Consider the following 24,566-nt stretch of genomic DNA (forward strand, 5'->3'; position numbering starts at 1 on the left):
TTCTTTTTAAAAAGTTTTTTTCTTTTCATAAACGGGTTATTTCCGTTTAAAGGAGCCCATAATTAGCTTAGCAATCTCACGCGCAATCGTCCGGAATAAGGAACTCAAGAAGGAATCTTTTGCCTTTTCAAGACTAGATTTTCTTGGACGACCTGGACTACGTTTTTGAGCCGCCTTATCTGCTGTAGCCTCTTCCTTTTCTGCTTCTTTTTGCTCTTTTTCTTGTGCTTCCTTGCTTGCTTTAGCTGCTAATTTTTCATAGGCAGATTCTCGATCAATCGTCGTCGCATACTTTTGATGGAAAGGCGATGTTGTGATCAAGGCCAATTGTTCACTCTCATTTAAGAGGTCGAAACTCGATTGAGGAGAGAGAATATAAGCACGCTCAACCACACTAGGCTGTCCCTTTTCATTGAGGAAAGAAACTAAGGCTTCCCCTGTCCCTAACTCTGTGATCACTGTTTCTGTATCAAAATCTGGATTCGGACGAAAACTTTGGGCAGCAACCTTAATCGCCTTCATTTCTTTTGGTGTATAAGCTCGAAGTGCATGCTGAACACGATTTCCAAGCTGTGCCAAAACAGATTCTGGAAGATCTTGAGGATTTTGGGTAATAAAGTAAATCCCTACACCCTTAGAACGAATCAGGCGTACCACTTGCTCGACCTTCTCAAGAAAGAGCTTGCTTGCATCCTTAAAGAGGAGATGCGCTTCATCAAAGAAGAAGACTAGTTTTGGCTTTTCAGGATCCCCAACCTCTGGAAGTGTTTCAAAGAGACGAGACAGCATCCAAATCAAAAAGGTTGAGTACAATTTTGGTGAATGAAAGAGCTTTGTAGCTGAAAGAATATTGATATAACCACGACCAGAAGCATCTAGTTGCATGAAGTCATTTAAATCAAGTGCGGGTTCTCCGAAAAATTGGTCTGCTCCTTCTTCTTCAAGAACCAAGAGACTTCTTTGGATCGCTCCGACAGATTGTTTGGTGATATTGCCATATTGAGCCGAATACTCTGAACTATGTTCATAGACTTCCTTTAAAAGGCTTTGCAGGTCCTTCAAATCAAGCAAGGGCCAATCTTTCTCTTGGGCCACTTTAAAGACAATTGCGAGAATTCCTGATTGGGTTTCATTCAAATCAAGCAGACGAGAAAGAAGCAATGACCCCATCCCTTCGACCGTTGCCCGAACAGGATGACCAGCTTGACCAAAGACATCCCACAATCGAACAGGGAAGGCTTGTGGCTCAAACGGATCTGTGATCCCAAGAAGCTTGTAGCGTTCTTCCAGTTTTGGTGTCCATTGCCCTGCTTTAGCTAAGCCAGATAAATCTCCCTTGATATCGGCTAGAAAGACCGGAATGCCTTCTTTGCTTAATTTTTCTGTTAGAACTTTGAGCGTAACCGTTTTTCCTGTTCCTGTTGCACCTGCAATCAAGCCATGACGATTTAACATCCGCAAATAGATAGGCGTCTCAACGGCTCCTTTAGTAATGGTAATACTAGTCATTTCATTTCTCCCTGAATGTTTCAGTTTTCATTTTAAGGTTTATCTTTTCCTTGCCTAGGCCCTTCAAACCAGGCTTCAGACAAGTAAGACACACTCCTACTAGTGTATCATTTTCCTGACCAAACGCAAGAAATTATACTCCAATTTTTCGGATGCACATAAAAAAATCTATAAGAGCCAATACTTGCTCTTATAGATTCCTTCATTTTATTATTTTGCTGCTGCAAACAATTCATTCACTTTATTCCAGTTGATCACTGAGAAGAAAGCTTTGATGTAGTCAGGGCGTACGTTACGGTATTTCACGTAGTAAGCATGTTCCCAAACATCCAAACCAAGGATTGGTGTTTTACCTTCAGAGATTGGTGTATCTTGGTTTGCTGTTGAAGTCACTTCGAGTTTGTCTTCTTTGTTGACAACCAACCATGCCCAGCCAGAACCAAAACGTGTCGTTGCTGCTGCTGTGAAGGCTGCTTTGAAGTCTTCAAATGAACCAAATGTAGCATCAATCGCTGCAGCAAGTTCTGCTGAAGGAGCTGTTTGTTCTGGAGTCATCAATTCCCAGAAAAGAGCGTGGTTCAAATGACCACCACCATTGTTGATCACAGCTTGGCGAATGTCAGCTGGAATGGATTCAACATCAGCTAACAAGCTTTCAAGGTCTTCTCCAATTTCAGGATGTTTTTCAAGAGCTGCATTCACATTGTTTACATATGTTTGATGGTGTTTATCATGGTGCAAATGCATGGTTTCTTCATCGATATAAGGTTCCAATGCATCATAAGCATATGGTAATTCTGGTAAAATGATAGCCATTTTATGGTCCTCTTTTCTTTATTACTGACTTGATGATAACGCAAACAGCTAAATTATTCAACTAATCTGCTTGCGATTTCATTCATCGTTAGACGCTATTAGCTACTTTCAACAAGGTCAAATCAAATAAGTAGTCTTTTTCATATGTTCCACTTTTAATCGCATAATCCGTCTCGATGAAGGTCATCATAGCTTGCTTCAAAAAAGATAGGGAAAGTCTGCGGCTATCCCGTAAGGCAAACTTCACCTGGTAAGGATTGACCTTGCGTCCTGACAACTCCGACAAGCTCGCTACAATTTGGCTTTCAGTTTGGCCTTCTTCTGAGAAAATTTTAACTTGAGAAAACATTCGGAATTGCCCCAACAAAATAGCGATCAATTTTATTTCATCTTCTCCTTGTAAGCGGAGATCCTTAACCAAATTCCGGACTTGATCGATTTGGCGTTTGAGAATCATCTGTGTCAGATCAAAAATATTATCTTGCAAGGACTTTGGAACAACCTCCTTGATATCTTCGAGGGTAATCTGACCATCTTCTTTATAAGCCTGCAACAGAGCGAGATTCTTCTGTAACTCTCCAAAATCATAGCCAGATTTTAAGAGTAGCTGGTCCAAGGAATCGCCCACAAAGTGTAAGCCCAATTCTTGGGCCTGACTTGCAAAATAACGCTTTAAATCTTGCTCTTTAGGAGTGGTCGCTTCAATGATTTGGGCATCCCGTTTTAGGAGTTTGACCAAGCGACGCTTACTATCTAATTTTCCTTCTGCAAATATCACCAAACGGGTCGATTCAGAAGGATTTTCCAGATAGTTTTCAAATTGCTTCAGATCTTCATCGGTTAAATTGCGTTTCTTGGCAGTGGTCAGATCCAATAAGTGATCCAAAATCACGATTTTTTCATCTTCAAAAAAAGGAAGACTGACCAAATCCAGCTCTACCTCAGCATAAGAGGCTTCCTTCATATCAAAATAAGAATAATTCAAATCTGAGGGATCATAGCCTATTTTTTTTAAAATGTCTTTTTTTAACCATTCAAATTGACCTACATCCTCGCCTGTCAAGACAAGAATAGAAGGCAGAGTTTGAACCGTCAGATGTTTAGTGTCGGTAATTGCTTGCATGAAACTCTCTTATCTTTATCCGTTTAGTGGATTTCGTATTCAGCAGCCATTTTTTGTTCCAATGGTGGTTTTTCATCGGACAAATCAGGTGCTCCTACAAAATTAGGAATTTGCTCAAACGAGTTGCCTCCAAAGCTCCCCCCTGTCGCGGTGACCTGTGGTTCAGAAGTTACTCCCATAGGAGTTTCTACTGGTTGTGGGAAGGTATTTTTTCCTGGAAGCATCATGAGAATCAGGAGAGAAATAACTGTAATCACCCAAAGAAACAGGAAAATATCTAGCCCCGTCAACAAATAGAGTAAAACCGGACCAAGGTTCAAAAAGATCCAAGACCAATGGACCCCAGCATCCCGCAAGCGACGCACACAAATGGCTTGACTGGGTACCAAAATGAGGAAGTAAAAGAATGCTAAGAAAGCGAGTGCCCATAGACCTGTTTTAGAATGAACAGTTGAAAAATTGAGTATTTCTTGAGCATTTTGATGGGATAAAGAAGTCACGATGTAAAAAACCCAAAGAGGCAAAGAAATCAGGAAATTCCAGAAAAAAGCTAGCCAAAAATGGGCTCGACTGGTCTTACTTGAAAAATCTGCATACTGTATCCAAAATTGCTTAAATGCGTTCATACGATTCTACCTTTACATTGATTTCACCTTCTATAATAGCAATTTTCAGCATAGAAAGCAAACCTCTCCTTATCTCTAGCGGACCGTTTCTACCCTCCAATGATCCCACCCAATCAAGCGAATCGCTCCTCTTTCATCGGTACGAAGGTAAGAAATGGATCGTTCCTCTAAACGATCAAGCAATTCTTTATGAGGATGCTGGTAGCGATTTTTCTTTCCAACGGAGATTAAGGCCAATTGAGGATGTAGCTGATCCAAGAATACATCACTAGAGGAACCTTTCGATCCGTGGTGGCCTACTTTCAAAACATCCACTTGTAATTGGGGATAGTTTCCCAATAGTTTTTTCTCCCCAGCTTCTTCCAGATCACCTGTAAACAAAAACCGTTTCTGATAAAACTGCCCATAGAGGACAATCGAATCATTATTTTTGCCATCCCCCACTTCATCAGGAGATAATACTTCGAGATGATGATCAAAAATAGGAAGTTGATCCCCTCTCTGGACTACTTTAACTGGGCTATGAAGCTGTTTCAATTTATCTTGAAATTTGGAACTGGTTAGACTGCCTGAACTGACATACACTTTTTTAACCGGGATTTGTCTGGCAACCTCTACCATATCGCCCATATGGTCCTGATCTGTATGGGTCAAGACCAAAGCATCGAGTTTTCCAACACCTCGACTCTTGAGATAGGGAATCAAGGTTTTATCCGCGTTGGCAGATTGACTGCGCTCTTGCCACTTGTCTCCACTTTTAAAAGTGACGCGTCCTCCGACATCAATCAAAATGGTCCTTCCTTTCCAATCGCGTAAAAAGATACTGTCTCCTTGACCGATATCCACCATGGTGATCTCATTTTCTAAAGGATGCTTGGTCCAACAAAAGATGAGTAGAATCATACCGATGAACAGAAAACGAAATTTTTTTTGCTTTCGAAGATCATATAAGGTCCCTAAAAGAAGTAAGAGGACGATCAGAGCTAATCCGGTCGGTTGACCAAATACCAACGGTACCGACGTGAGCTTTGAGATCCAACGAATACACTCCTCTATGAGTAGAAAGAAACTATTAAAAATCGTAAGCGGCTTTAGAATCGATAAGATAAATAGCACTGTTAACCCTGGAAGGAGAACAAGATCAAACAAGAAAGAAAAGAGGAAGGTTAAAGGGAGTGACCATGGTTGAAAGACACTAAAATAATAGGTCAAAAGGGGCAAGATCCCCAGACTAATCCAGAAACTTTCCACTAGCACCTTTTTAATTCCTGAATAAGAATTAGTATCTACCAAGGTCAAAATAAAGGCATAGGCACAACTCAAGACGCCTCCAGCTGTCAGGAGAAACTTGGGCATGAGAATCATTAAGAGCATCAAGGTCATCGCCATATTTTCCATCCCTCGGATGCCCTTTTGAGAGAGGATTTTTTGTAAGAGACTACGAACCACTGAAACAGAAAAACCTGTCAAGCCAGCATAGACCAAAGAAATTGGAAGCATCCAGATATCGACTGTCTCTTGCAAGATTCCTAGACGTAAGAGAGCTTTTCGGATCCCATTGATGAAAAAGCCAACCTGCATCCCAGATAAGGCGAATAAATGAATAATTCCCAAACTCGTGTAAAGCTGATCCATCTCCTCAAAATCCGTATCTAAATAACCAAAAAGAAGGCCGGTCATATACTGGTTCATTGGATGTGGAAAGTGCTCCTTGCTCCAAACAATGGCTTGGCGCCTCCATTGAGATAGCCAATCGAAAACATTCCACGTTTGGATGGGAAGCGCAGATTGGATCGTTTCAATTCTAATTTGGTGATATATTCCCTGAGTCTTCAAATAAGCTCGATAGTCAAAACCTCTAAAATTTCGCTGCCCTTCTGGTTCTTCTATAACACCTTTATATGTCAACTCCAGCAAGTGGGTTTGACTTTGCCACTGCTGTTTTTCTTTTTCTGATTTTAAAGTATAGAAAACTTGATAGGTCCTTCCCTGATTTTTAGCACGAAAAGACAGGGCGTCCCCGTTGATCTTGATGGTATCTGGAATCAGGAGTAAGTGGCGTGGGGGCTGACTTTCTACTTGTACTGGATGATCCTGTAGTCGCTGAAAGACAAAGAAGACCGCAAAACAAAGTGTTGCTAAACCAAGACATAGCAAACTTGAGCGCTTCCCTTTATAGTGATGAACCGCTAAAACTCCCACTACTACTAGACCGCTGATCGAAAGCCAAGATGGTTGATAGATACTAAAATACAGCCATAGAAGCAAAAAGGCGAGATGGACAAGCGAAAAAGGAAGGTTTTTAATCCACCGTGAAAGCATCTCTTAGTTTCTCCAGTGTTTTCTCTCCGATTCCTGAAACATTTTTTAGATCATCCACTGATCGAAAAGGACCATTTGCTTCGCGATAGGCGATAATATCCTGGGCACGTTTCTGGCCAATGCCTGATACGGTTTGGAGCTCTGATTCGGTCGCTCGATTTAAATGGACCTTGCCTGTTTTTTCTGCTGGCGCTGACGAAGTTGCAGAACTTTCTGAACTTCCAAGTGCTGGAACATCCTCCCCTTCTTTAGCAACATAAATCACTGCTTCATCAGAGAGCTTTTGCGCCAAGTTGACCGATTGGCTATTGGCTTCCGCAGTCATTCCACCCGCCTTATGAATGGCATCGTGAACTCTGCTATCAGAGCGTAACTCATAGACACCTGGTTGTTTAACAGCCCCTTTGACATCGACCGTAATGATTTCGGGCGCATCAGACACTGAAGCAGCTGGCTTTTCTTCTCTTGAACTAGAAGCAGATATCTTTTCTTTGCTCGAAGTTGAACTAGAAGCCTGATAAAGATCCGGTATAGTGGATGCATTTGACTGAGGTCGATGGAAAAGGAAATATCCTCCAAGTAAGAGTCCGATAGCTGTAAGTGCTAAAAAGAGCTTATATTCTTTGATTTTTTCGATGATATCCTTCATAAGAAACCTCCTCTCACTTTTATTATTCGTAAAAATAAAAAAAACTGAGAAAAACTCTCAGTTTTTTTACTTGTTTTTCCGATGTTTGTCTGGATCCCATACAAAGCTGGCTAGGTAACTAAAGAGCAAGGTCAAGATGGCCACGACTAAGACAAGGGGAATCAAAAGGATTTTTAACAAACGAATCAAGATAAACGGTTTTGTTGGGGTGTTGATCGCTTGTGCTTCCGCATCCAAGCGATCAAATTCCTCCTGGATACGGCGGGCAACTTCTGCCACTCCTTCGTCATTCATCTTTTTAATATCCGAAATATCAATGGGATGTCCAAAGTTCATATCAATGCGTTCACCCGTTGACAACCCTTTCAAGTCTCTTGGACCAGTATAAGTCACTGGCATGATACGGACCTTCGCCATTTTGGCAATGATGGCAACACCGCCTTTGACGTCTTGAGAATGACGACTTCCACTTGGGAACATAATCAAAGAACGGTTGCTCTTTTTCAGCATATTGACAGGATACTTAATGGCTTCTGCTCCCGGATTTTCACGGTCGATTGGAAAAGCCCCACACATGCGAATCCACCAGCCAAAAATACGATTGGTAAAGAGTTCTTTTTTCGCCATAAAGATAAATTGCTTTGGCTTGGTTGCAAAGGCCATATAGACTGGATCCCACCAAGTTCGGTGAGGGGATACCAAGATGTAGTTCTCTTTTCGATCTGGAATATTGTCCTTATGATGGTAATGGGCATTCCCATTTAAAACCCACAGAATAAAGGCAACAAGGCCACGTAAATAGGTATAAAACATAGTTGTTCCTCAAATCCATTTCATTCGTTTCTCTACAAGATATTCCATCCTGTAAAAGGTTCTTTCTTATTATACCGTATCCTGATTTTGACCGCAAACCTTTTTTAGATAAAAATTGTCTCAGCGGACCGATTCTAGATAGTCTTTTTCTCAAAAAAATGATATCATATTGTCTATGGAAACTATTGATTTAAAGGGCTTGTCCCTCAGTGAAGTCCGCAAGAAAATGGATCGCGGACAAACCAATGATTTTACAACGAATACAAGTACCAGCACCTGGCAAATCATCAAGCGCAACGTCTTCACCTTGTTTAATACCTTAAACTTTGTGATTGCTGTGGCCTTGGCTGCTGTACAGGCCTGGAGCAATATGATCTTTTTTGCAGTCATTTGCTTCAATGCCATTACAGGAATCATGACCGAGATGCGCGCCAAGCGGATGATTGATAAGCTCAACCTCATGAGTCGAGAGCTAGTGACTGTCATTCGAGACGGGGAAAAAGATGCAATTCCACCAGAAAAGCTTGTTCTGGGTGATTTAATGCTTCTGTCTTCAGGTGAGCAGATCCCTAGTGATGCTGAAGTCATGTCCGGTATTGCAGAAGCTAATGAGGCTATGCTGACTGGTGAGAGTGATCTGGTCTTAAAAGAAGTTGGTGATGAACTTCTTTCTGGTAGTTATATTGCCAGTGGTCAAGTCTATGCCCGTGTCAAGCGGGTTGGAGCAAACAACTATGCCAACAAACTGATGATGGAAGCTAAAACCTTGAAGCCTATCAATTCGCGTATTCTTTATAACTTAGCGAAAATTTCTAGCTTCACTGGTAAAATTATCATCCCATTTGGCCTTGCCCTCTTCTTTGAAGCACTGTTGATCAAGATGCTGCCAATCAAGGATGCTGTCGTGAATTCTTCCACAGCTCTCTTGGGAATGTTGCCAAAGGGGATCGCTTTACTAACAGTTACGTCTCTTTTGACAGCGGTTATTAAGCTCGGTATGCGCAAGGTTCTTGTCCAAGAAATGTACTCAGTAGAAACCTTGGCGCGTGTGGATACCTTGTGTCTTGATAAGACCGGTACCATCACTCAAGGGAAGATGACAGTCGAAGCTCTCCATAGCTTATCTGATCATTTTTCTGAGGAAACCATCAAAGTTATCCTTTCAGCTTACATGCAAAATAGCGAGGACACCAATCCTACTGCTCAAGCTATTCGCAAGGCTTATGGGGAGTTGGAGCATGCTTATACTGCGGAAAACATTATTCCTTTCTCAAGTGATCGGAAATGGGGAGCCATGCACCTATCCAACCTTGGAACCGTCTTTCTCGGTGCTCCTGAAATGCTCCTTCAAGAAAATCCAGCTCCTGTCGTCGAAGCACAAGCTCGTGGATCGCGCGTGCTCGTCTTGGCTCACAGTTCAGAACTGATCAGCATGCAGGAATTGAAACTGCCTGAAAATCTTGAAGGGATTGCGGTTATTGAGATTACAGACCCCATTCGTGAAGGGGCTTCAGATACTCTTGAGTATTTGCGCTCTCAAGGAGTGGATCTCAAAATCATCTCCGGTGACAACCCTGTGACGGTCTCTTATATCGCTCAACAAGCTGGCTTCAAAAATTATGAAAACTACATCGATTGTTCAAAAATTTCTGATGATCAATTAGTGGATCAAGCAGAAGAAACAGCTATCTTTGGGCGTGTGTCTCCTCACCAGAAAAAACTGCTTATCCAAACCTTGAAAGCAGCTGGTCGGACGACTGCTATGACAGGAGATGGGGTCAATGATATCCTTGCTCTTCGCGAAGCAGACTGCTCCATCGTGATGGCCGAGGGAGATCCAGCAACCCGTCAAATTGCCAATATTGTTCTTTTGAACTCTGACTTTAATGACGTTCCAGAAATTCTTTTTGAAGGCCGTCGTGTGGTGAATAACATTGGACGAATCGCTCCAATCTTCTTTATCAAAACGATCTATTCCTTCCTCTTGGCTATCATCTGTATTGCAAGTGCTCTCTTCTTTAACGTCAACTATTTGCTGATTTTCCCTTTCATTCCTATTCAAATCACCCTGATCGACCAATTCGTCGAAGGATTCCCACCATTTGTGTTGACCTTTGAACGCAATATCAAACCGGTTGAAAAACACTTCTTGAGACGTTCCCTTCTGTTAGCCTTACCAAGCGCCTTGATGGTCGTCTTTAGTGTCTTGTTTATTCGCCTTTGGGGAGCAAGCCATGGTTGGTCTGCAGCCGATATGTCTACTGTATCCTACTACTTACTTGGATCCATCGGTTTCCTATCCGTTATCCGTGCTTGCCTGCCACTAAATATCTGGCGGGCCCTCCTCATCCTCTTCTCTGTAGTAGGATTCTACGCATCTGCGGTCGTGCTAAAAAACTTGATCGAGATTTCACTCCTTACAACCACTACTTTCCCAGTTTATCTGGCATTGATGGCTATCTTTACAGGAGTCTTTATCCTCACTACGATTCTCCAAAAATATGAATTTGATTAAAAAAAGAGAGTGGGACAGAAATCGGTAATTCGTTAGAATTCGATTTCGTCGTCCCACCTCCGCACAGTTGAGTAGGGCTGTAAAAGCTGATGAAATCAGCGTAGTAGAGCCCACTCAACCACTGCGTCTTGATCGACAATCCAAAAATAATTGAGAGGCTAGGACTTTTGTTCCAGCCTCTTTTTATGTTTTATCGATCTTTCCCCAAGCTTCTTTTCATGCTATAATAGAGCCATGACAGATATCGAATTAAAAGACGGCGAGCGCGTCAATCAACTCTTTTCAAGTGATGTGAAAATCATACAAAATCGGGAAGTCTTTAGTTACTCCGTGGATAGCGTCCTGCTCTCGCGCTTTCCAAAATTGCCCAAGCGGGGCTTGATCGTAGATCTCTGCGCTGGAAATGGGGCCGTGGGACTTTTTGCGAGTACTCGTACAGAGTCCCAGATCATTGGTGTCGAAATACAGGAACGTCTAGCGGATATGGCAACCCGCTCCATTGATCTCAATGGCTTGAACCAGCAAATGTCCATGATCACCGATGACCTCAAGCATTTGCCTCAACATATCGGGGGGAGTAAGGTGGATATTATCCTCTGCAATCCTCCTTATTTCAAGGTAGATGAGCATTCCAATCTCAATGAGAGTGAACACTACCTCTTAGCTCGGCATGAAATTACCACCAATTTAGATGAGATTTGCCATGTGGCCCAGCGAGTTCTCAAATCAAATGGTCGCTTAGCGATGGTCCATCGTCCAGATCGCTTTTTAGATATCATCGAAACCATGAAGCGTTACAATCTTGCACCTAAGCGGATCCAGTTTGTCTATCCCAAAGTGACCAAAGAGGCGAATATGTTATTGATTGAGGCGATCAAAGATGGCTCACTGGATGGTTTAAAAATTCTGCCTCCCCTCTTTATTCACAATGAAGACGGCAGCTATACAGACGAGATTCATGAGATCTACTATGGAAACTAAGGCTTACATGTATGTCCTAGAGTGTGCGGATGGCTCCCTCTACACTGGCTACACCACAGATGTCGAAAAACGCCTAAAGACTCACAATGCTGGAAAAGGCGCCAAATACACACGGGCTCGCCTCCCCGTTAAACTTCTTTACCAAGAATCCTATCCAGATAAACCCTCTGCTATGTCTGCCGAGTCTCTCTTTAAAAAGAAATCGCGCCAAGCAAAGCTAAACTATATCAAAAAGAACCGTCGGACTCCATAGTCCAACGGTTTTTCATTTACAAAATGGTGATACGGTACTGGTGACTCCGTGTTTCTTGAGGAGCCAACTGGATCACACCTTTTTTATCTTCGAAGAAATCGCCCTCTTCTGCAGATGTGGAAATACCCGTCCAAGGCTCCAAGGCAATGAAAGGCCCCTTGTTATTGGTAGACCAAAGGACGAGATTCTCAAAATCTGCAAAGGCAAATTCCAAACCTTTACCAGATTTTTTCGAGAGGAGCTGCACAGATTTAGAGGCTAACTGATCTAAAATAATGGCGTCTTTTTCAAACAGTTCATGGCGCAAAGGTAGGCTACGGCTATGGTCTAAAAATGGCGTCCGCTGCAGGCGATCAACCAAACCGGTTTCTGTGAACAAGAGAGGAACGCTACAGCTTTCTTCTTTTTCAAAAATCAACTCGTAGTCTTCATAGTCTTCATCTGCTAAAAGGGGACAACGAAAGGCTGGATGCCCTCCAATGAAATAAGGCATGACTTGATCTGACTCTAAATTTTGCACGCGATACGTGATGGTGATCTCTTTCCCTTTCAATTCATAATCGATTTCCACTCGAAAATGGTAGGGATAATTTTGTAAGCTCTCGTCGTTAGAGGTGATTTCAAAGACAAGACGATGGTCTGTTTGTTCTTTGAGTTCAAACTCTCTCTTGCGAATGAGGCCGTGTCTTGGAAGCTGGCCTGTCTTCACTCCATCTTTTAGATGATACTGTACTTGGCCATTACGAACACTCCCGCAAATCGGAAACAGAACCGGCGCTTGTCCTGACCAATACTCTGGATCCCCCTGCCAGAGATATTCTATGCCTTCCTTACTTCGAATGGAGCTCAATTCCCCACCAAATGTCTTAAATTGTACTTCTAGATCATCATTTTTTAATGCAATCACCATGGGCGACACCTCTTTTTAATTAGTATAGTTATTATATTCATTATAACCTTTTAGAAGAGATTGTCAATTTTTATTTTTCTAGTCAAAAATTTTAAAAAAATAAGAAAAAATCCTTGACAAGGCTTGGAAATAATTGTAGACTTAATATGTTAACAGAAATATCCCATTTTAGGAATCCATTCTTTCTGTTGTCTGACTTTTTTGGATGCTCCTTATCATGATACATTTTTTCTAAAAGAGTCAGTTATCATTTAGGTCTCCTTATAAATATACAAGGGTTAACAGCTGGTTAACCCTTGTATTTTTTATTTTTCATATAAAAAAACGGTCTAGCAATAGACCGTTCCTTCGGACTTATTTATCCCCTTTATTGCGGATGACAAATCCATTTTTCTTTTCATTGGAAGTACGATGAGGACGTTTGTTGCCTTTGCCTTCAAAGTCTCGGCTATTTTTATTGGACTTGCGTTTGAAATCACGGCGTCCACCTTCACGGTCATCTCTGCGATTTCGGTCACGGCGTTGGTCTCCACGACGGCCATTTCCACGGCCACCTTTTCCTTTTCCACCAAAGCCACCACCGGATGGTTTAAACGGCAATGGTTTTTCACGCGCAATTTCAACTTCTGGAAGGCTGTCTGGATCTTGAACGGTCAAGCTCAAAATATACATAGCCAATTCTTCAGGAGTGAATGCTGCAGCCAATTTGCGAGCATCCTTGCCAAACTTCTCAAAGTTGGTCCGGATTTTTTCATCTTCAAAATCTCGCTCAATTTTCTTCAGTGCTACTTGTTTTTTCGCTTGGAAGGCTTCTTCTGCTGTTGCAGGTTTCATTCCCTTCATCCGCTTTTTGGTCAAGTTCTCAATGATTTGCAAATAGCCCATTTCATTTGGCGATACAAAGGTAATGGATTGCCCTGTTTTCCCAGCACGACCTGTCCGTCCGATCCGGTGAACATAGCTTTCTGGATCTTGTGGAATATCGTAGTTGTAGACATGGGTCACACCTGAAATATCCAAGCCACGTGCCGCAACGTCTGTTGCTACCAAGACGTCCAAGTTCCCATTTTTAAAGTCACGAAGGACTCGGAGACGCTTGTTTTGATCCAAATCTCCGTGAATTCCTTCTGCACGGAAACCACGAATCTTCAAGCCACGAGTCAATTCATCAACCCGGCGTTTGGTCCGACCAAAGACGATGGCAAGTTCAGGCTGTTCGACATCCATCAATCGAGTCATGGTATCAAATTTTTCACCTTCTTTGACACGAATATAGTATTGATCGACCAAATCGGTGGTCAATTCTTTGGCCGCAATCTTAACGTGTTCTGGCTCTTTCATAAACTGAACACCGATACGTTTGATAGCTTCTGGCATCGTTGCTGAAAAGAGCAAGGTTTGGCGTGTTTCTGGGACACGGCTAATGATGGCTTCGATATCTTCCAAGAAGCCCATGTTGAGCATTTCATCTGCTTCATCCAGGATCAAGGTTTCAATATGATCGAGTTTCAAGGCCTTGCGCTTGATCAAATCTAGCAAGCGTCCAGGTGTTCCCACAACGATGTGAGCGCCTGACTTCAAAGCTTTAATTTGCTTTTCAATGCTTGATCCACCATAGACAGAGCGAACTTTAACACCCTTACTGCGTCCGAAGCGGAACAATTCTTCCTGACTTTGAACTGCCAATTCACGCGTTGGGGCAATGACAAGGGCTTGGATCACTGTGTTATCGACATCAATCTTCTCCAACGTTGGAAGACCGAAAGCAGCTGTTTTACCAGTCCCTGTTTGCGCTTGACCGATGACATCTTTTCCTTCAAGAGCCAAAGGAATGGTTTGTTCTTGGATCGGGCTTGCTTCTACAAAGCCAGCTTTTTCGATTTCTGCTAATAATTCAGCAGATAAGTTAAATTCATTGAATTTCAATTCTTTCTTCTTTCTAAAAAGTGGTGCGAAGCCACTTTATCAAACTTCTTTCAATGCGAATACGCACTGATTGCATAGGAAGTCATCTTCCCGGTTACCTGTCGCAAGACTCATCTAAAGAAAAACTAGTCCGTCTGTTTAAGACTACATTTTCTTTAGAGAAAAATGTTTTGCGTACTAACGGATGTTGTTGACTAGAATCGTTTTTTCAAACAAATAGGCAACATGATCCTATTTGCGGGAGTCTTCTTTCGAACAGAAGCCTTCCATCTGTTCAGTCTCCCCACCATTTCTCTCATACAAGTTTGCAACTTATCTAGTATAACATAATGAAGAGGCAAATGATAGTCAAAGGAGATTAATTTTATTTTTTAGGAAAAAATCCTGGATCGCTTGAAATCAGAAAAGTGACGCAAATCCTAGCCAGGACTGGTTTTCTTCTTGCGACCATTTCATATACTTCATCATTGGAGTATAAAAAAATCGGAAAACTTTTATTTTTTGGTAACTCTTATCTTGCGTTTTTACAAATAAATATGTATAATACAGTTAGTATCTAAAATATTTCTGTATAAAGAAATAGGATCATTTTATCTGATTCAACGATTTATTCTAAGTTCTGATTTATTTAGAACCACTCAGTACTATTAAATCTACTCCTACTATTTCCAAGAAGATTTTGTACAGTCGATGAACTATTCACACTGCCCCTTCTTTGGAGAGGAGGGCAGGTGTCTAGATGGTTCCTATTTCTCAGATTATTCTAGATACGAAGAGGCTCGGATTTCTCCAAGCCTCTTTTTTTTATCTTTTTTTCACAATCCAACGCATGACCTTTGCCAAAATGAGCCATAATATAAAGCTACATAGGGATACATAGATCCAAGCATTGGGATCCTCTGTCATAGGAAGAGGGATATTCATTCCGAAGAAACCGGTGATAACGGCTAAGACCGCCAACAAGGCTTCAAAGATGGTTAGGGTTGTCAAGTTGTCATTCAAGTTGTTGTTTAGGATATTGTTGTATGATCCAGACAACTGCTGTAAGACATTGGAAATCAACTCGGTCATTGAAACCAACTGACGCGCTTCGATCATGGCATCATCAAACTGCTCTTTTTCAACATCATTCATCCTGCGATAAATGACATGTGCTTTGATATGTTCTAGCAACATCCGATTTTGCTTGGCTGCCGCGACCAGATACACCATACCGGTCTCAAGGTCAGACAGGGCATAAAGATTCTTTGTCGTCGTTGTCTTTCGAAGCAAACGATTGAGTTCATCTTTGTGCTTATCTAAGCGATCAATAATCGGATAATAAGCATTACTGATCATTTCAAGACCTGCAAAAAGCAACTTATAGATCGACAGCTCCTCATGGCTTTCCAAATAACGAACCATTTGTTCAATGATATAGGCATTGTCCTGGTTACTGATGGTCACGAGTCGCGTATCTTGAACGATAAAGGTCATGGGGATGGTTTCGTAGTATTCCTTGTCCTTTTCTAAATCCAATACATTGTAGATAAAGGTGATCGTTCCGTTTTCTCGATTGTAATCCATATGGGCACGTTCGTTCTTATCCATCGCGTACTCAATGGTTTCTTTGTCAATATCGTATTTTTTATAAAGATATGAATTTTCAGCAATCAAATCCGAGTCGATATTGATCCATTTCCGATCTTGACCCAATTGTTTATCGATAAACATTCCGTCTCCTTTCTCAACTGTTCTCTATCAACATGATTTTTTATTTAAAGACCGCACTGGCTAATGCTTGCTGGATTTCAATGACACTGTTGTCACTCTTGAATTGTAAAACTTCTGAAGGTTCCACTGCTGAAGAGACCCAGATTTTTAATTCAGCATCCAAATCAAAATGACCGGAAGTTTCTACTGAAAATCGAGAGATGGAGCGATAAGGAAGGGATTTGTAGGAAGTTTTCTTTCCTGTTACTCCTTGCTTATCCACCAAGATCAAACGAAACTCTGTAAAGACGATTAAATCACGAATCAAGCTAAAAGCAAGTGTGACTTGCTCTCCCGGCACCAAGATATCTTCCAGATCTCTTTCTACTTTATCAACATTCTTTTGAGAGGCATTGCCCATCAAACCACTTAGTAATCCCATAGTTTCTCCTTTATAAGCGAAAACGGGTAGATTTTCGTCTTCTTATTCTATTGTTATGGATCGGTTTTGAAAACGTTCCTTATCCCATCTTTTCTTCCAACTCAACGTCAGGATACTTGTCCGCAAACCAACGGAGGGCAAAGTCATTTTCAAAGAGGAAGACTGGCTGGTCAAAGCGATCCTTGGCCAAGATATTTCGGCTTGAAGACATGCGCTCATCTAAGTCTTCTGGTTTGATCCAGCGAACAGTCTTTTTACCCATTGGGCTCATGACCACTTCGGCATTGTATTCATTTTCCATGCGGTGTTTAAAGACTTCAAACTGAAGTTGCCCGACAGCACCCAACATGTATTCACCTGTTTGGTAGTTGGTATAAAGCTGGATGGCTCCTTCTTGCACCAATTGCTCAATCCCTTTGTGGAAGGATTTTTGCTTCATGACGTTCTTGGCAGATACCTTCATGAAAATTTCAGGCGTAAAGGTTGGCAGTGGTTCAAATTCGAACTTGTTTTTACCAACTGTCAGCGTATCTCCAACCTGATAAGTCCCTGTATCGTAGACCCCGATGATGTCTCCTGCTACGGCATTGCTGACATTCTCACGGCTTTCGGCCATAAACTGGGTGACATTTGATAGCTTAGCGCCCTTACCAGTACGAGGCAAGTTGACACTCATCCCACGCTCAAATTCACCCGATACGATCCGCACAAAGGCAATCCGGTCACGGTGACGAGGATCCATGTTTGCTTGGATTTTAAAGACAAAGCCTGAGAAATCCTTGTCATAAGGATCGACCATTTCTCCATCAGTCTTCTTGTGGCCGTGTGGTTCTGGGGCAAATTTCAAGAAGGTTTCCAAGAAAGTCTGTACTCCGAAGTTGGTCAAAGCTGAACCAAAGAAAACTGGTGTTAATTCACCCGCAAGGATGGCTTCTTCTGAGAATTCATTTCCAGCTTCTTGCAAAAGTTCGATATCGTCTTTCACCTGCTCATAGAATGGATTGTTGGCAAAAAGCTTGTCTCCATCTTCTAGACTGGCAAAGCGTTCATCCCCTTTGTAGAGTTCCAAGCGTTGGTTATAGAGGTCGTAAAGACCCTCAAAGGCTTTCCCCATCCCGATCGGCCAGTTCATTGGGTAACTTGCGATACCCAAGACTTCTTCCAATTCTTGCAAGAGGTCCAGTGGCTCACGTCCGTCACGGTCCAGCTTATTCATAAAGGTAAAGACTGGAATACCACGGTGTTTCACAACCTCAAACAATTTCTTGGTTTGGGCCTCGATCCCTTTGGCAGAGTCTACGACCATAACCGCCGCGTCCACCGCCATCAAGGTCCGGTAAGTATCTTCTGAAAAGTCCTCGTGCCCTGGGGTATCTAGGATATTGACCCGTTTTCCATCATAGTCAAACTGCATGACAGATGAAGTTACCGAAATCCCACGTTGTTTCTCGATATCCATCCAGTCAGATTTAGCAAAGTTTCCTGTTTTCTTTCCTTTTACCGTACCGGCTTCCCGAATCTCACCCCCAAAGTAGAGCAACTGCTCTGTAATCGTCGTTTTACCAGCATCCGGGTGGGAGATGATGGCAAAGGTACGGCGTTTTTTAATTTCGTCAGTTATTGTCATTCTTTCTTCCTCAGTTATTTTTTAAAACGTATTTTTTAGTAAGTAAGATCCTTCTACATTGGTTCTCTCCTTTTACCTTAACTAATCTATTATAGCGGAAATAGAGGCTTTTTTCAATCGTCAGTATAGTTACAAATTAAAAAGCCTGAGTGAGAACTACAATGGTTCTACATCCCAGACTTCATTAAATAACAAGTACTATTAGAAGGCGCCAAATCCTCCACCACCTCCTCCTCCAGAGAAACCACCGCCGTCAAAGCCACCACTGCCATCTGAAGAGTTAATAGAGAAGTTTGCAACACTATAGGAATTATCTGCATAGCCCATTAAAGTAGAGCCATCTAGAAAGGTATTTGAAGAGGATGTTAGCCAAACAAGAGCATCCCAGTCTTCATATGGTAAGGAAATCTGATGATTTTGGAGTACCTGGCTCACTTTTTTAGCTTGACCATACAGAGTTGCATAGACTAAGATACGATTCCATAGGACAACACTTTCAAGTTCCGCTTGATTGAAATTTGGAATACTTTCGATCATATTTCGAAAGGCCATCCATTGGAATTGCGAATCCAAGTTCTCTAAGGATTGTAGATGATCTTCGCGGATTTTCACAACAATATAAAATGGAATGAATAACAAAACCAAAAATAAAATGATCCAAAAATAGAATGAAGATAGGTGTGAACCAAATCCAAATGTTAAGAAACACATACTCACAAATAAGATCAGTAAGAGCCAAAAGTGTAAGGCACAGCCTGTTTTTGAAAAAGCTTCTTCTTTCTCAGTTAAGTCTCTAAAATAAGACGGCAATCCTAATTTCGCAATCTCCTTGTCAACACCTTTTGACAATTGCTGGGCATCTTTTTTAAAAGCGATTGAACATCACTTCCGACCTTTCGAATGCGATCTCGTTGCGCCTCTGTTTTAGCAGCCCGAAAATCTTTTTTTAGAGCTACTTGATTAATTTTATATTTTGAGAATACCTCGCTGATATTGATTTCCGTTTCTTGATCAAAGATTATGTCAATAAACTTCAATTCAAAATCAGCCAATCCTTCATGGTGAAGACAGGTCAACCTTTCCCCGTTTTCATCCCTAGTCAAACGAAGATTTCCTCGGTCAATGAGATCTAACATTGTTGCTTGAATGAGATGGTTAAATTTTAATTGACCTTTCTCTCTAAATATCACCATCTGTTCAAAATCAAGTTGATACAGCGCCTTAGCTAGAACTAATGGTGGTAAATTCTGTGGTGGTTCGTATAATCTTACTCCTTTTGCAATCCGACGATTTCTGGTACTGATCATATAGCGAATCCATGGAATAAAAGCTAGGACAAATAAAAGAATCGATACAATTGGCACGACTTTGAGAAACAGTGTCTTGTAGATGAATGTTTTTTGTTGAATGGATCTCTCTTTTTTTAGGAATTTATCTTTTCCATTTTCTTTTTTTATCTTATTAGATTGGCCTCGACGCAGAGCTTCTGTCATGGGCCAGTATGCGTGGAGTTCCAATTTTCCATTCTTTGGGAAGTTCCGTAACTGAATATGATAGCCAGTCGCAGTCCGGTCAATCTGGGCTGGTGGGTTAAAATAACCGGTATGAGCATACAATTCTCCCTGCTTGGCATCCAAACCATCCACATAAAAATCTAATTTCGCAATATCCTCATCCCCATCTGAAAGAGGGAACCAATTGAGCTCCGCTATATCGGAATACAGGTCTAGAATATGATCAATCTTCCATACAACCTTGATGGTAACTTTGCCTCCAACAATCCTCGAATTGTAGATTTTTAAAAGACGACCATCTCCGAGATCCGATTCTTCTACACGAATATCTCGTTTTTCCCCGTCCACATAAGCTTCAACTTGAGGATTTTCATGGATTTTAAATCCTTTAGGAAGGGGATCTGCACTCCCTAAAGTTACATACTGACCATTGTAGCCCGTATGAAAATCATAGGTAATCTCTTGAGTGAATGTTGCCTGGCTATCTTCCTGCAAATGGAGGTGTCCTACATAGGACTCAATCGAATACTGAACGTTATCCTCTGCCTGAGCCGGACTAACTGTGCAAAATAAGCCACACAAGATACAAATGACTAGTAAAAACCTCTTCATTTCAAACTCCTATTAACTAAAAGAAGGTTGAGACTGATTGTCTCAACCTCCTTCAACTTTTTATCGACTGACTCTTTTTCTAACAGGTCTGCGACTGAAAAATACATTAAAGAGAAGCAAGGCTGCTGCTAGGATGCTGGAAACCACGACATAATTCACCAAGAGACTATCCCCTTTGATAATTGGTGGTCGCGCCATGAGTCCATAATTGCCTCCAGTGACTTGGTTGACTCCCACAAGGAATAAATCCAAGACGAAAGTATAAAGAACAATCTCTCGATTTTTTAAGAGACTCGAATCATAGAATCTCAAGAGATAAATCAAGGAATTAACCAAGAGACAGTAATGCCCTAAGAGAAAAGAAAAGCTCGTAATATGAGGGAAGGTATAGGGATCAAAGACCGGATAACCCAAGGCAAAGATCGCCCCACTGACTCCCATCAAGGCAAAGAACTGCTTGCTCTTCCATCTGTCTGGCAAGAGCAAGACAGCAAACATGGCCAAACGGCAATGGTACAAGGGTAAACTATTGGACCAGGGAAGTTGAAAAGCAAAATACCAGATATATAGACAGATCAATTGAAATATTTGTAAGTTTCGAAAGATCTTCCGAAATTGTTCATTTTGATAGTAACGTAATGAAGCCCAAACTGCCATTAGGATTAAAAGAACCATGACCCCATACCAGAGGAGCGGTATAACAGGTGGTGCAGTGGATTCAGTTGTAAAAAAATGATGCATAGGATCTCCTTATTAAACGGATTCAGATGTTCTTTTTCTTTTCTTACTGGACTTAACGATTGCATTGATCAGGATAAGGGTCCCTGTCATCAGGATCGTCACAATCAAATAATTGAACACAAGTCCATGATTACCAAGTACAGGAGGACGACGCATAAAGCCGTAATTTCCACCTGTTACAAGATTCGCAAGCTGAATAAAAGCATTAACCCCAAAAGTCATCTGACAGATTTTCCAGGCATCCCTTTCTTCCACCTGGTAGGATTGGACCAGATAGATCAAGCAATTGGCCAAGAGGGCCCAGTGACCAAAGACATTGTTGATCGAGGATACGTGAGGAAAAGGATAGGGATAAAAAACAGGATGAACCAAAGCCATGATAGAGCCAAAGACTCCTACCAGAGCAAAATATTGCTTGAATCTTCCCCTAGGAGCAAACAGAATGATCCACATGGCCATCCGACTATGATAGAAGGGAAGACTCTCTGAAAGAGGCAAGCGAGCAGCTAGATACCAAGAGTTGATAATGAGCAACTGGATCAACTGCCCCCAATACCAAAAGTTTTGATAGCCTTTAGAATGAGCAAATCGAATGGACAGAACTCCCACTACCACCAATGAAGTCGGCAATAAGAAATACCAGACCCCCAATTGAGGAGGGGCCGTTGGTTGACTGGTGAAAAATAAGTCCCAAAGTGTCATGATTTCTTTCCCTTATCTGCTCTTTTTATTCTGAACGCGAAACTATATTCTCTTCGACCATCTTGTATTTGTATTTATAGCGTTGGTTGACCAAGCAAATACCAGCTACCATCACAATGCTGACCAAGAGGTAGTTCAAAAGAGCACCCTGGTCTCCAATGATTGGTGGACGTCGTAAGAAGCCGTAATCTCCACTGGTCAAAAGGTTGACCAAAAAGATGACGGCATTCATGCCAAAGGTGATCTTAACAATTCGTAGGCTGTCTTGCTTTTCCGACTGATAAAAATCTTGCAGGTAAATCAAACTATTGGCAAACAAGGCCCAGTGACTAAAAATCAGATTGAGCACAGTAATATGGGGGAATGGGAAGGGGTCAAAGGCCGGATAAACCAAGGCCGCAATCGATCCCAAAACTCCCAAGAGAGCAAAATATTGCTTGATATAGGTTCCTCTCGGGGCAAAGAGGATTGCAAGCATGGCCAAGCGACAATGATAAAAAGGCAAATTATCTGTCAAAGGCATGTGGGCGAGAATATACCAAGCATTGATGGTCAAGACTTGAATCAATTGTGCCCAGTACCAAAAGCGCTGGTAGCTTTTTGACTGCGCATATTTGATAGAAAAGTAGCCAACCACCAACAAGGAAACTGGTAGGAAAAAGTACCAGAGTCCAAACTCAGGCGGTGCTGATTTTTGGTTCGTAAACAATAAATCCCAAAGTGTCATTTTATATCCCTTTAATTTATAAATCGTTTTTAATCACAATACAAATCTCGTTTCCCATCATAAACCTCCCAAAGGAAGTTCAATTGTTCTTCTGTATTGCGCTTGGTAGAAAGAGCAGGCATTTTCTCTCTCTCAAAAAATGCAAGATCGGAAATTTCCTGATTCTGTTGAAAACTTCCATCCAGCAATTCACATTCAAATACCAATTTCACATATTGGCGGCTTTGCAATTGGTAGCGATTGGTATCAAATACTGCCAACAAGCGATTGACACGTGCTACATAGCCCGTTTCTTCTTGGATTTCCTTTAAAATATTTTCTTTAGGAGAATAGCCAACCTCACCAAAACCACCCGGCAAAGCCCAGGTCTCTTCTCCCTGACCTTTCACTAAACAAAGTTTGTCATCTTTGACAATCCAGGCCCTTACATCAATCAAGGGAGTGTCGTAATGGTCTGTCGGTCGAAACAAATCCGATAATTCTTGTGAATTCAGATCAGTCGTTTCTCTCACAAGATCCTGTAAAATTTCACGAATATCCTGGTAGCGCTCTTGATCAAATGGATCTTTTGAGAACGCTAAGCCTGTATTGGTGATTGAAATCAAGCGCTGAATGTCCTTCAGTACATTATTACTTACCATTCTCCAATTCCTCTACTAATTTTGCCAAATTCATGGAATTGCTTCCCTTGATAAGGATTTGGTCTTGCTCTTTCAAGCTTTCCTTGACTTGTTTGACCATGTCCTCAAACTGATCTTCCTCAGCTGTCTTCTTGAAATAATAGACATGTCCGAGTGGGAACATCTGACTCGCTAACTGAGCCAATCCCGCAATGTCTTGGCCATAGAAAATAACCGTATCCAAAACATCCGGCGAGAGACTAAGAATCATTTGGTTGTGCAGATCAATAGATTGCTCCCCTAGTTCTTTCATATCTGCCAGGACGGCTAATTTTCGGCCATTTGGATTAGCAGGAATAGTCGAGAAAGTTTCTAAGATTAGGCGCATAGCCGTTGGGTTAGCATTGTAGACATCGGATAGGATATCCGCCCCATTACCTGCTTTCTTCCATTCTGTCCGGTTGCGTGTTAATTGCAAGGTTTCAAAACTATCACGAATCGCAGCCTCACTCACTCCTTCTTGCAGGGCAACATAAGCTGCGATCATAGCATTGGTCGCATTGTATTTTCCTGTTACCGGAAGATCAATCGCTTCTTCTAAGAAATTCGCTCGGAAGGTTAGGCTGTCCTTTCGTTCGATTAACTCGGTAATAAAAATCTCCTCATCTGGCCCAAAGCGAACCACTTTTTGTTTTTCAGGGAGGTAGGCATTCACGATCGGATCAGCTGGAACCACCAGAAGGCCACCTTCTGGCATGCCATCCGCAATCTGGAGTTTTCCTTTTGCGATCTCACTTCGATCTTTAAAGAATTCCAAATGGGCTTCTCCAATCAAGGTGACAATAGCAGCTTTTGGATGCGCCAGTTCTGACAAGAGATGGATATCTCCTAGATGGTCTTGCCCCATTTCAAGGACGAGTTTGTCCGTCCCTTCTGGCATATGCAAAACCGTATAAGGAAGACCAATTTCGTTATTATAGTTTCCTTGTGTTTTATAGGTCAGGTAGGTGGTGGACAATAGCTGTGCCAACATATCTTTTGTGGTGGTTTTACCATTTGACCCCGTCACTGCAAAAACATCTACTTTTGTCTTTTGAAGATAGGCTGCAGCAAGTGTTTGAAAAGCGCTCAGCACATCTTCCACCAAAATATAAGGGTGGCCTTCGATCACTTTCTCTGAAAAAGTGGCTACGGCTCCATTTTCAAAAGCAGTCTCAATAAAGTCATGACCATCACGCGCTCCCTTTAAAGGAACAAACAGGTCTCCAGGCCCAATCAAACGACTGTCAAATTCCGGCTTGACGAGGGCCACATCTTCAAATTGGCTGATATCATTTTTTGCATGTACTAGATGAGCAACTTCATGTAATGTGAGATTCATATCCAACTCCTCAGTTCTCCGTAGCGTCTTCAAAAATTTGGACGCTCCTATCAAATTCTTCTCAT

22 protein-coding genes are annotated in these 24,566 nt (G+C 41.8%); 3 read left to right on the forward strand and 19 right to left on the reverse strand.

From position 1 onward, the window contains the following. Window positions 1-36: 36 nt before the first annotated feature. The 7 genes from AC6IZR_RS07460 to AC6IZR_RS07490 form a co-directional block, all read right to left on the reverse strand. Entirely contained in the window at window positions 37-1,509 is a 1,473-nt protein-coding gene (locus AC6IZR_RS07460) for a helicase HerA-like domain-containing protein (RefSeq protein ID WP_480993164.1), read from the reverse strand. A 210-nt stretch (window positions 1,510-1,719) separates the two neighbouring features. Beyond that, window positions 1,720-2,325, reverse strand: coding sequence for a superoxide dismutase SodA (gene sodA / locus AC6IZR_RS07465; RefSeq protein WP_497848376.1), 606 nt, complete (start codon window positions 2,323-2,325; stop codon window positions 1,720-1,722). 88 nt (window positions 2,326-2,413) lie between these two features. Beyond that, entirely contained in the window at window positions 2,414-3,448 is a 1,035-nt protein-coding gene (holA, locus tag AC6IZR_RS07470) for a DNA polymerase III subunit delta (RefSeq protein WP_497848378.1), read from the reverse strand. A gap of 23 nt (window positions 3,449-3,471) precedes the next feature. Beyond that, entirely contained in the window at window positions 3,472-4,074 is a 603-nt protein-coding gene (locus AC6IZR_RS07475; protein ID WP_497848379.1) for a DUF805 domain-containing protein, read from the reverse strand. 75 nt (window positions 4,075-4,149) lie between these two features. Beyond that, window positions 4,150-6,396: a DNA internalization-related competence protein ComEC/Rec2 gene (locus AC6IZR_RS07480; RefSeq protein ID WP_497848380.1), complete on the reverse strand. Its 2,247-nt coding sequence runs from the start codon at window positions 6,394-6,396 to the stop codon at window positions 4,150-4,152. Further along, window positions 6,377-7,045, reverse strand: a complete 669-nt coding sequence (locus AC6IZR_RS07485) for a helix-hairpin-helix domain-containing protein (RefSeq protein ID WP_021152867.1) — start codon at window positions 7,043-7,045, stop codon at window positions 6,377-6,379. The genes AC6IZR_RS07480 and AC6IZR_RS07485 overlap by 20 nt, the downstream gene beginning before the upstream one ends. A 66-nt stretch (window positions 7,046-7,111) precedes the next feature. Continuing rightward, a complete protein-coding gene (locus AC6IZR_RS07490) occupies window positions 7,112-7,858 on the reverse strand; it encodes a lysophospholipid acyltransferase family protein (RefSeq protein WP_497848381.1) in 747 nt (248 codons plus the stop codon). A gap of 175 nt (window positions 7,859-8,033) precedes the next feature. Here AC6IZR_RS07490 and AC6IZR_RS07495 point away from each other — a divergent pair, with 175 nt between their 5' ends. The 3 genes from AC6IZR_RS07495 (at window position 8,034) to AC6IZR_RS07505 (ending at window position 11,607) form a co-directional block, all read left to right on the forward strand. After that, window positions 8,034-10,373, forward strand: coding sequence for a cation-translocating P-type ATPase (locus tag AC6IZR_RS07495; protein WP_497848382.1), 2,340 nt, complete (start codon window positions 8,034-8,036; stop codon window positions 10,371-10,373). A 234-nt stretch (window positions 10,374-10,607) separates the two neighbouring features. After that, entirely contained in the window at window positions 10,608-11,354 is a 747-nt protein-coding gene (locus AC6IZR_RS07500; RefSeq protein ID WP_045759231.1) for a tRNA1(Val) (adenine(37)-N6)-methyltransferase, read from the forward strand. After that, the gene (locus AC6IZR_RS07505; protein ID WP_045759230.1) at window positions 11,344-11,607 is read left to right on the forward strand and encodes a GIY-YIG nuclease family protein; all 264 of its coding nucleotides are present in this window, start codon (window positions 11,344-11,346) and stop codon (window positions 11,605-11,607) included. The genes AC6IZR_RS07500 and AC6IZR_RS07505 overlap by 11 nt, the downstream gene beginning before the upstream one ends. A gap of 16 nt (window positions 11,608-11,623) precedes the next feature. Here the strand turns inward: AC6IZR_RS07505 and AC6IZR_RS07510 are convergent, their stop codons facing one another. The 12 genes from AC6IZR_RS07510 to AC6IZR_RS07565 form a co-directional block, all read right to left on the reverse strand. Continuing rightward, window positions 11,624-12,517 (reverse strand): aldose 1-epimerase family protein, encoded by an 894-nt coding sequence (locus tag AC6IZR_RS07510; protein WP_155199424.1) that lies wholly within the window; start codon window positions 12,515-12,517, stop codon window positions 11,624-11,626. Between the two features lie 354 nt (window positions 12,518-12,871). Beyond that, window positions 12,872-14,443 (reverse strand): degradosome RNA helicase CshA, encoded by a 1,572-nt coding sequence (gene cshA / locus AC6IZR_RS07515; protein ID WP_155199423.1) that lies wholly within the window; start codon window positions 14,441-14,443, stop codon window positions 12,872-12,874. 804 nt (window positions 14,444-15,247) lie between these two features. After that, window positions 15,248-16,156: a magnesium transporter CorA family protein gene (locus AC6IZR_RS07520; RefSeq protein WP_070666301.1), complete on the reverse strand. Its 909-nt coding sequence runs from the start codon at window positions 16,154-16,156 to the stop codon at window positions 15,248-15,250. Window positions 16,157-16,196: 40 nt separating this feature from the next. Continuing rightward, complete coding sequence (locus AC6IZR_RS07525; RefSeq protein ID WP_003015210.1) at window positions 16,197-16,577, reverse strand: PH domain-containing protein; 381 nt, start codon at window positions 16,575-16,577, stop codon at window positions 16,197-16,199. 79 nt (window positions 16,578-16,656) lie between these two features. Next, window positions 16,657-18,204, reverse strand: a complete 1,548-nt coding sequence (locus AC6IZR_RS07530) for a peptide chain release factor 3 (protein ID WP_497848383.1) — start codon at window positions 18,202-18,204, stop codon at window positions 16,657-16,659. Between the two features lie 201 nt (window positions 18,205-18,405). Beyond that, complete coding sequence (locus AC6IZR_RS07535; protein WP_497848384.1) at window positions 18,406-19,053, reverse strand: DUF2207 family protein; 648 nt, start codon at window positions 19,051-19,053, stop codon at window positions 18,406-18,408. Beyond that, a complete protein-coding gene (locus tag AC6IZR_RS07540) occupies window positions 19,017-20,330 on the reverse strand; it encodes a DUF2207 domain-containing protein (protein WP_497848385.1) in 1,314 nt (437 codons plus the stop codon). The genes AC6IZR_RS07535 and AC6IZR_RS07540 overlap by 37 nt, the downstream gene beginning before the upstream one ends. A gap of 60 nt (window positions 20,331-20,390) precedes the next feature. Then, on the reverse strand, window positions 20,391-21,071 hold the full coding sequence (locus AC6IZR_RS07545) for a YwaF family protein (RefSeq protein WP_497848386.1): 681 nt from the start codon (window positions 21,069-21,071) through the stop codon (window positions 20,391-20,393). 12 nt (window positions 21,072-21,083) lie between these two features. After that, window positions 21,084-21,773 carry a YwaF family protein gene (locus AC6IZR_RS07550; protein WP_497848387.1) on the reverse strand — a complete coding sequence of 230 codons (690 nt, stop codon included), beginning with the start codon at window positions 21,771-21,773 and terminating at the stop codon, window positions 21,084-21,086. Window positions 21,774-21,798: 25 nt separating this feature from the next. Further along, window positions 21,799-22,500: a YwaF family protein gene (locus AC6IZR_RS07555; protein ID WP_497848388.1), complete on the reverse strand. Its 702-nt coding sequence runs from the start codon at window positions 22,498-22,500 to the stop codon at window positions 21,799-21,801. A gap of 29 nt (window positions 22,501-22,529) precedes the next feature. Continuing rightward, window positions 22,530-23,141 carry an NUDIX hydrolase gene (locus AC6IZR_RS07560; protein WP_049483657.1) on the reverse strand — a complete coding sequence of 204 codons (612 nt, stop codon included), beginning with the start codon at window positions 23,139-23,141 and terminating at the stop codon, window positions 22,530-22,532. Further along, complete coding sequence (locus tag AC6IZR_RS07565) at window positions 23,131-24,501, reverse strand: UDP-N-acetylmuramoyl-tripeptide--D-alanyl-D-alanine ligase (protein ID WP_485777054.1); 1,371 nt, start codon at window positions 24,499-24,501, stop codon at window positions 23,131-23,133. Before AC6IZR_RS07565 ends, AC6IZR_RS07560 begins: the two co-directional genes overlap by 11 nt. Between the last annotated feature and the right edge of the window lie 65 nt (window positions 24,502-24,566).

Source organism: Streptococcus mobilis, from assembly GCF_059727625.1.

Coding starts and splice junctions, on each gene's coding strand:
- AC6IZR_RS07460 (WP_480993164.1), bottom strand. CDS start 1,509: ATGACTAGTATTACCATTACTAAAGGAGCCGTTGAGACGCCTATCTAT.
- sodA (WP_497848376.1), bottom strand. CDS start 2,325: ATGGCTATCATTTTACCAGAATTACCATATGCTTATGATGCATTGGAA.
- holA (WP_497848378.1), bottom strand. CDS start 3,448: ATGCAAGCAATTACCGACACTAAACATCTGACGGTTCAAACTCTGCCT.
- AC6IZR_RS07475 (WP_497848379.1), bottom strand. CDS start 4,074: ATGAACGCATTTAAGCAATTTTGGATACAGTATGCAGATTTTTCAAGT.
- AC6IZR_RS07480 (WP_497848380.1), bottom strand. CDS start 6,396: ATGCTTTCACGGTGGATTAAAAACCTTCCTTTTTCGCTTGTCCATCTC.
- AC6IZR_RS07485 (WP_021152867.1), bottom strand. CDS start 7,045: ATGAAGGATATCATCGAAAAAATCAAAGAATATAAGCTCTTTTTAGCA.
- AC6IZR_RS07490 (WP_497848381.1), bottom strand. CDS start 7,858: ATGTTTTATACCTATTTACGTGGCCTTGTTGCCTTTATTCTGTGGGTT.
- AC6IZR_RS07495 (WP_497848382.1), top strand. CDS start 8,034: ATGGAAACTATTGATTTAAAGGGCTTGTCCCTCAGTGAAGTCCGCAAG.
- AC6IZR_RS07500 (WP_045759231.1), top strand. CDS start 10,608: ATGACAGATATCGAATTAAAAGACGGCGAGCGCGTCAATCAACTCTTT.
- AC6IZR_RS07505 (WP_045759230.1), top strand. CDS start 11,344: ATGGAAACTAAGGCTTACATGTATGTCCTAGAGTGTGCGGATGGCTCC.
- AC6IZR_RS07510 (WP_155199424.1), bottom strand. CDS start 12,517: ATGGTGATTGCATTAAAAAATGATGATCTAGAAGTACAATTTAAGACA.
- AC6IZR_RS07520 (WP_070666301.1), bottom strand. CDS start 16,156: ATGTTTATCGATAAACAATTGGGTCAAGATCGGAAATGGATCAATATC.
- AC6IZR_RS07525 (WP_003015210.1), bottom strand. CDS start 16,577: ATGGGATTACTAAGTGGTTTGATGGGCAATGCCTCTCAAAAGAATGTT.
- AC6IZR_RS07530 (WP_497848383.1), bottom strand. CDS start 18,204: ATGACAATAACTGACGAAATTAAAAAACGCCGTACCTTTGCCATCATC.
- AC6IZR_RS07540 (WP_497848385.1), bottom strand. CDS start 20,330: ATGAAGAGGTTTTTACTAGTCATTTGTATCTTGTGTGGCTTATTTTGC.
- AC6IZR_RS07545 (WP_497848386.1), bottom strand. CDS start 21,071: ATGCATCATTTTTTTACAACTGAATCCACTGCACCACCTGTTATACCG.
- AC6IZR_RS07550 (WP_497848387.1), bottom strand. CDS start 21,773: ATGACACTTTGGGACTTATTTTTCACCAGTCAACCAACGGCCCCTCCT.
- AC6IZR_RS07555 (WP_497848388.1), bottom strand. CDS start 22,500: ATGACACTTTGGGATTTATTGTTTACGAACCAAAAATCAGCACCGCCT.
- AC6IZR_RS07560 (WP_049483657.1), bottom strand. CDS start 23,141: ATGGTAAGTAATAATGTACTGAAGGACATTCAGCGCTTGATTTCAATC.
- AC6IZR_RS07565 (WP_485777054.1), bottom strand. CDS start 24,501: ATGAATCTCACATTACATGAAGTTGCTCATCTAGTACATGCAAAAAAT.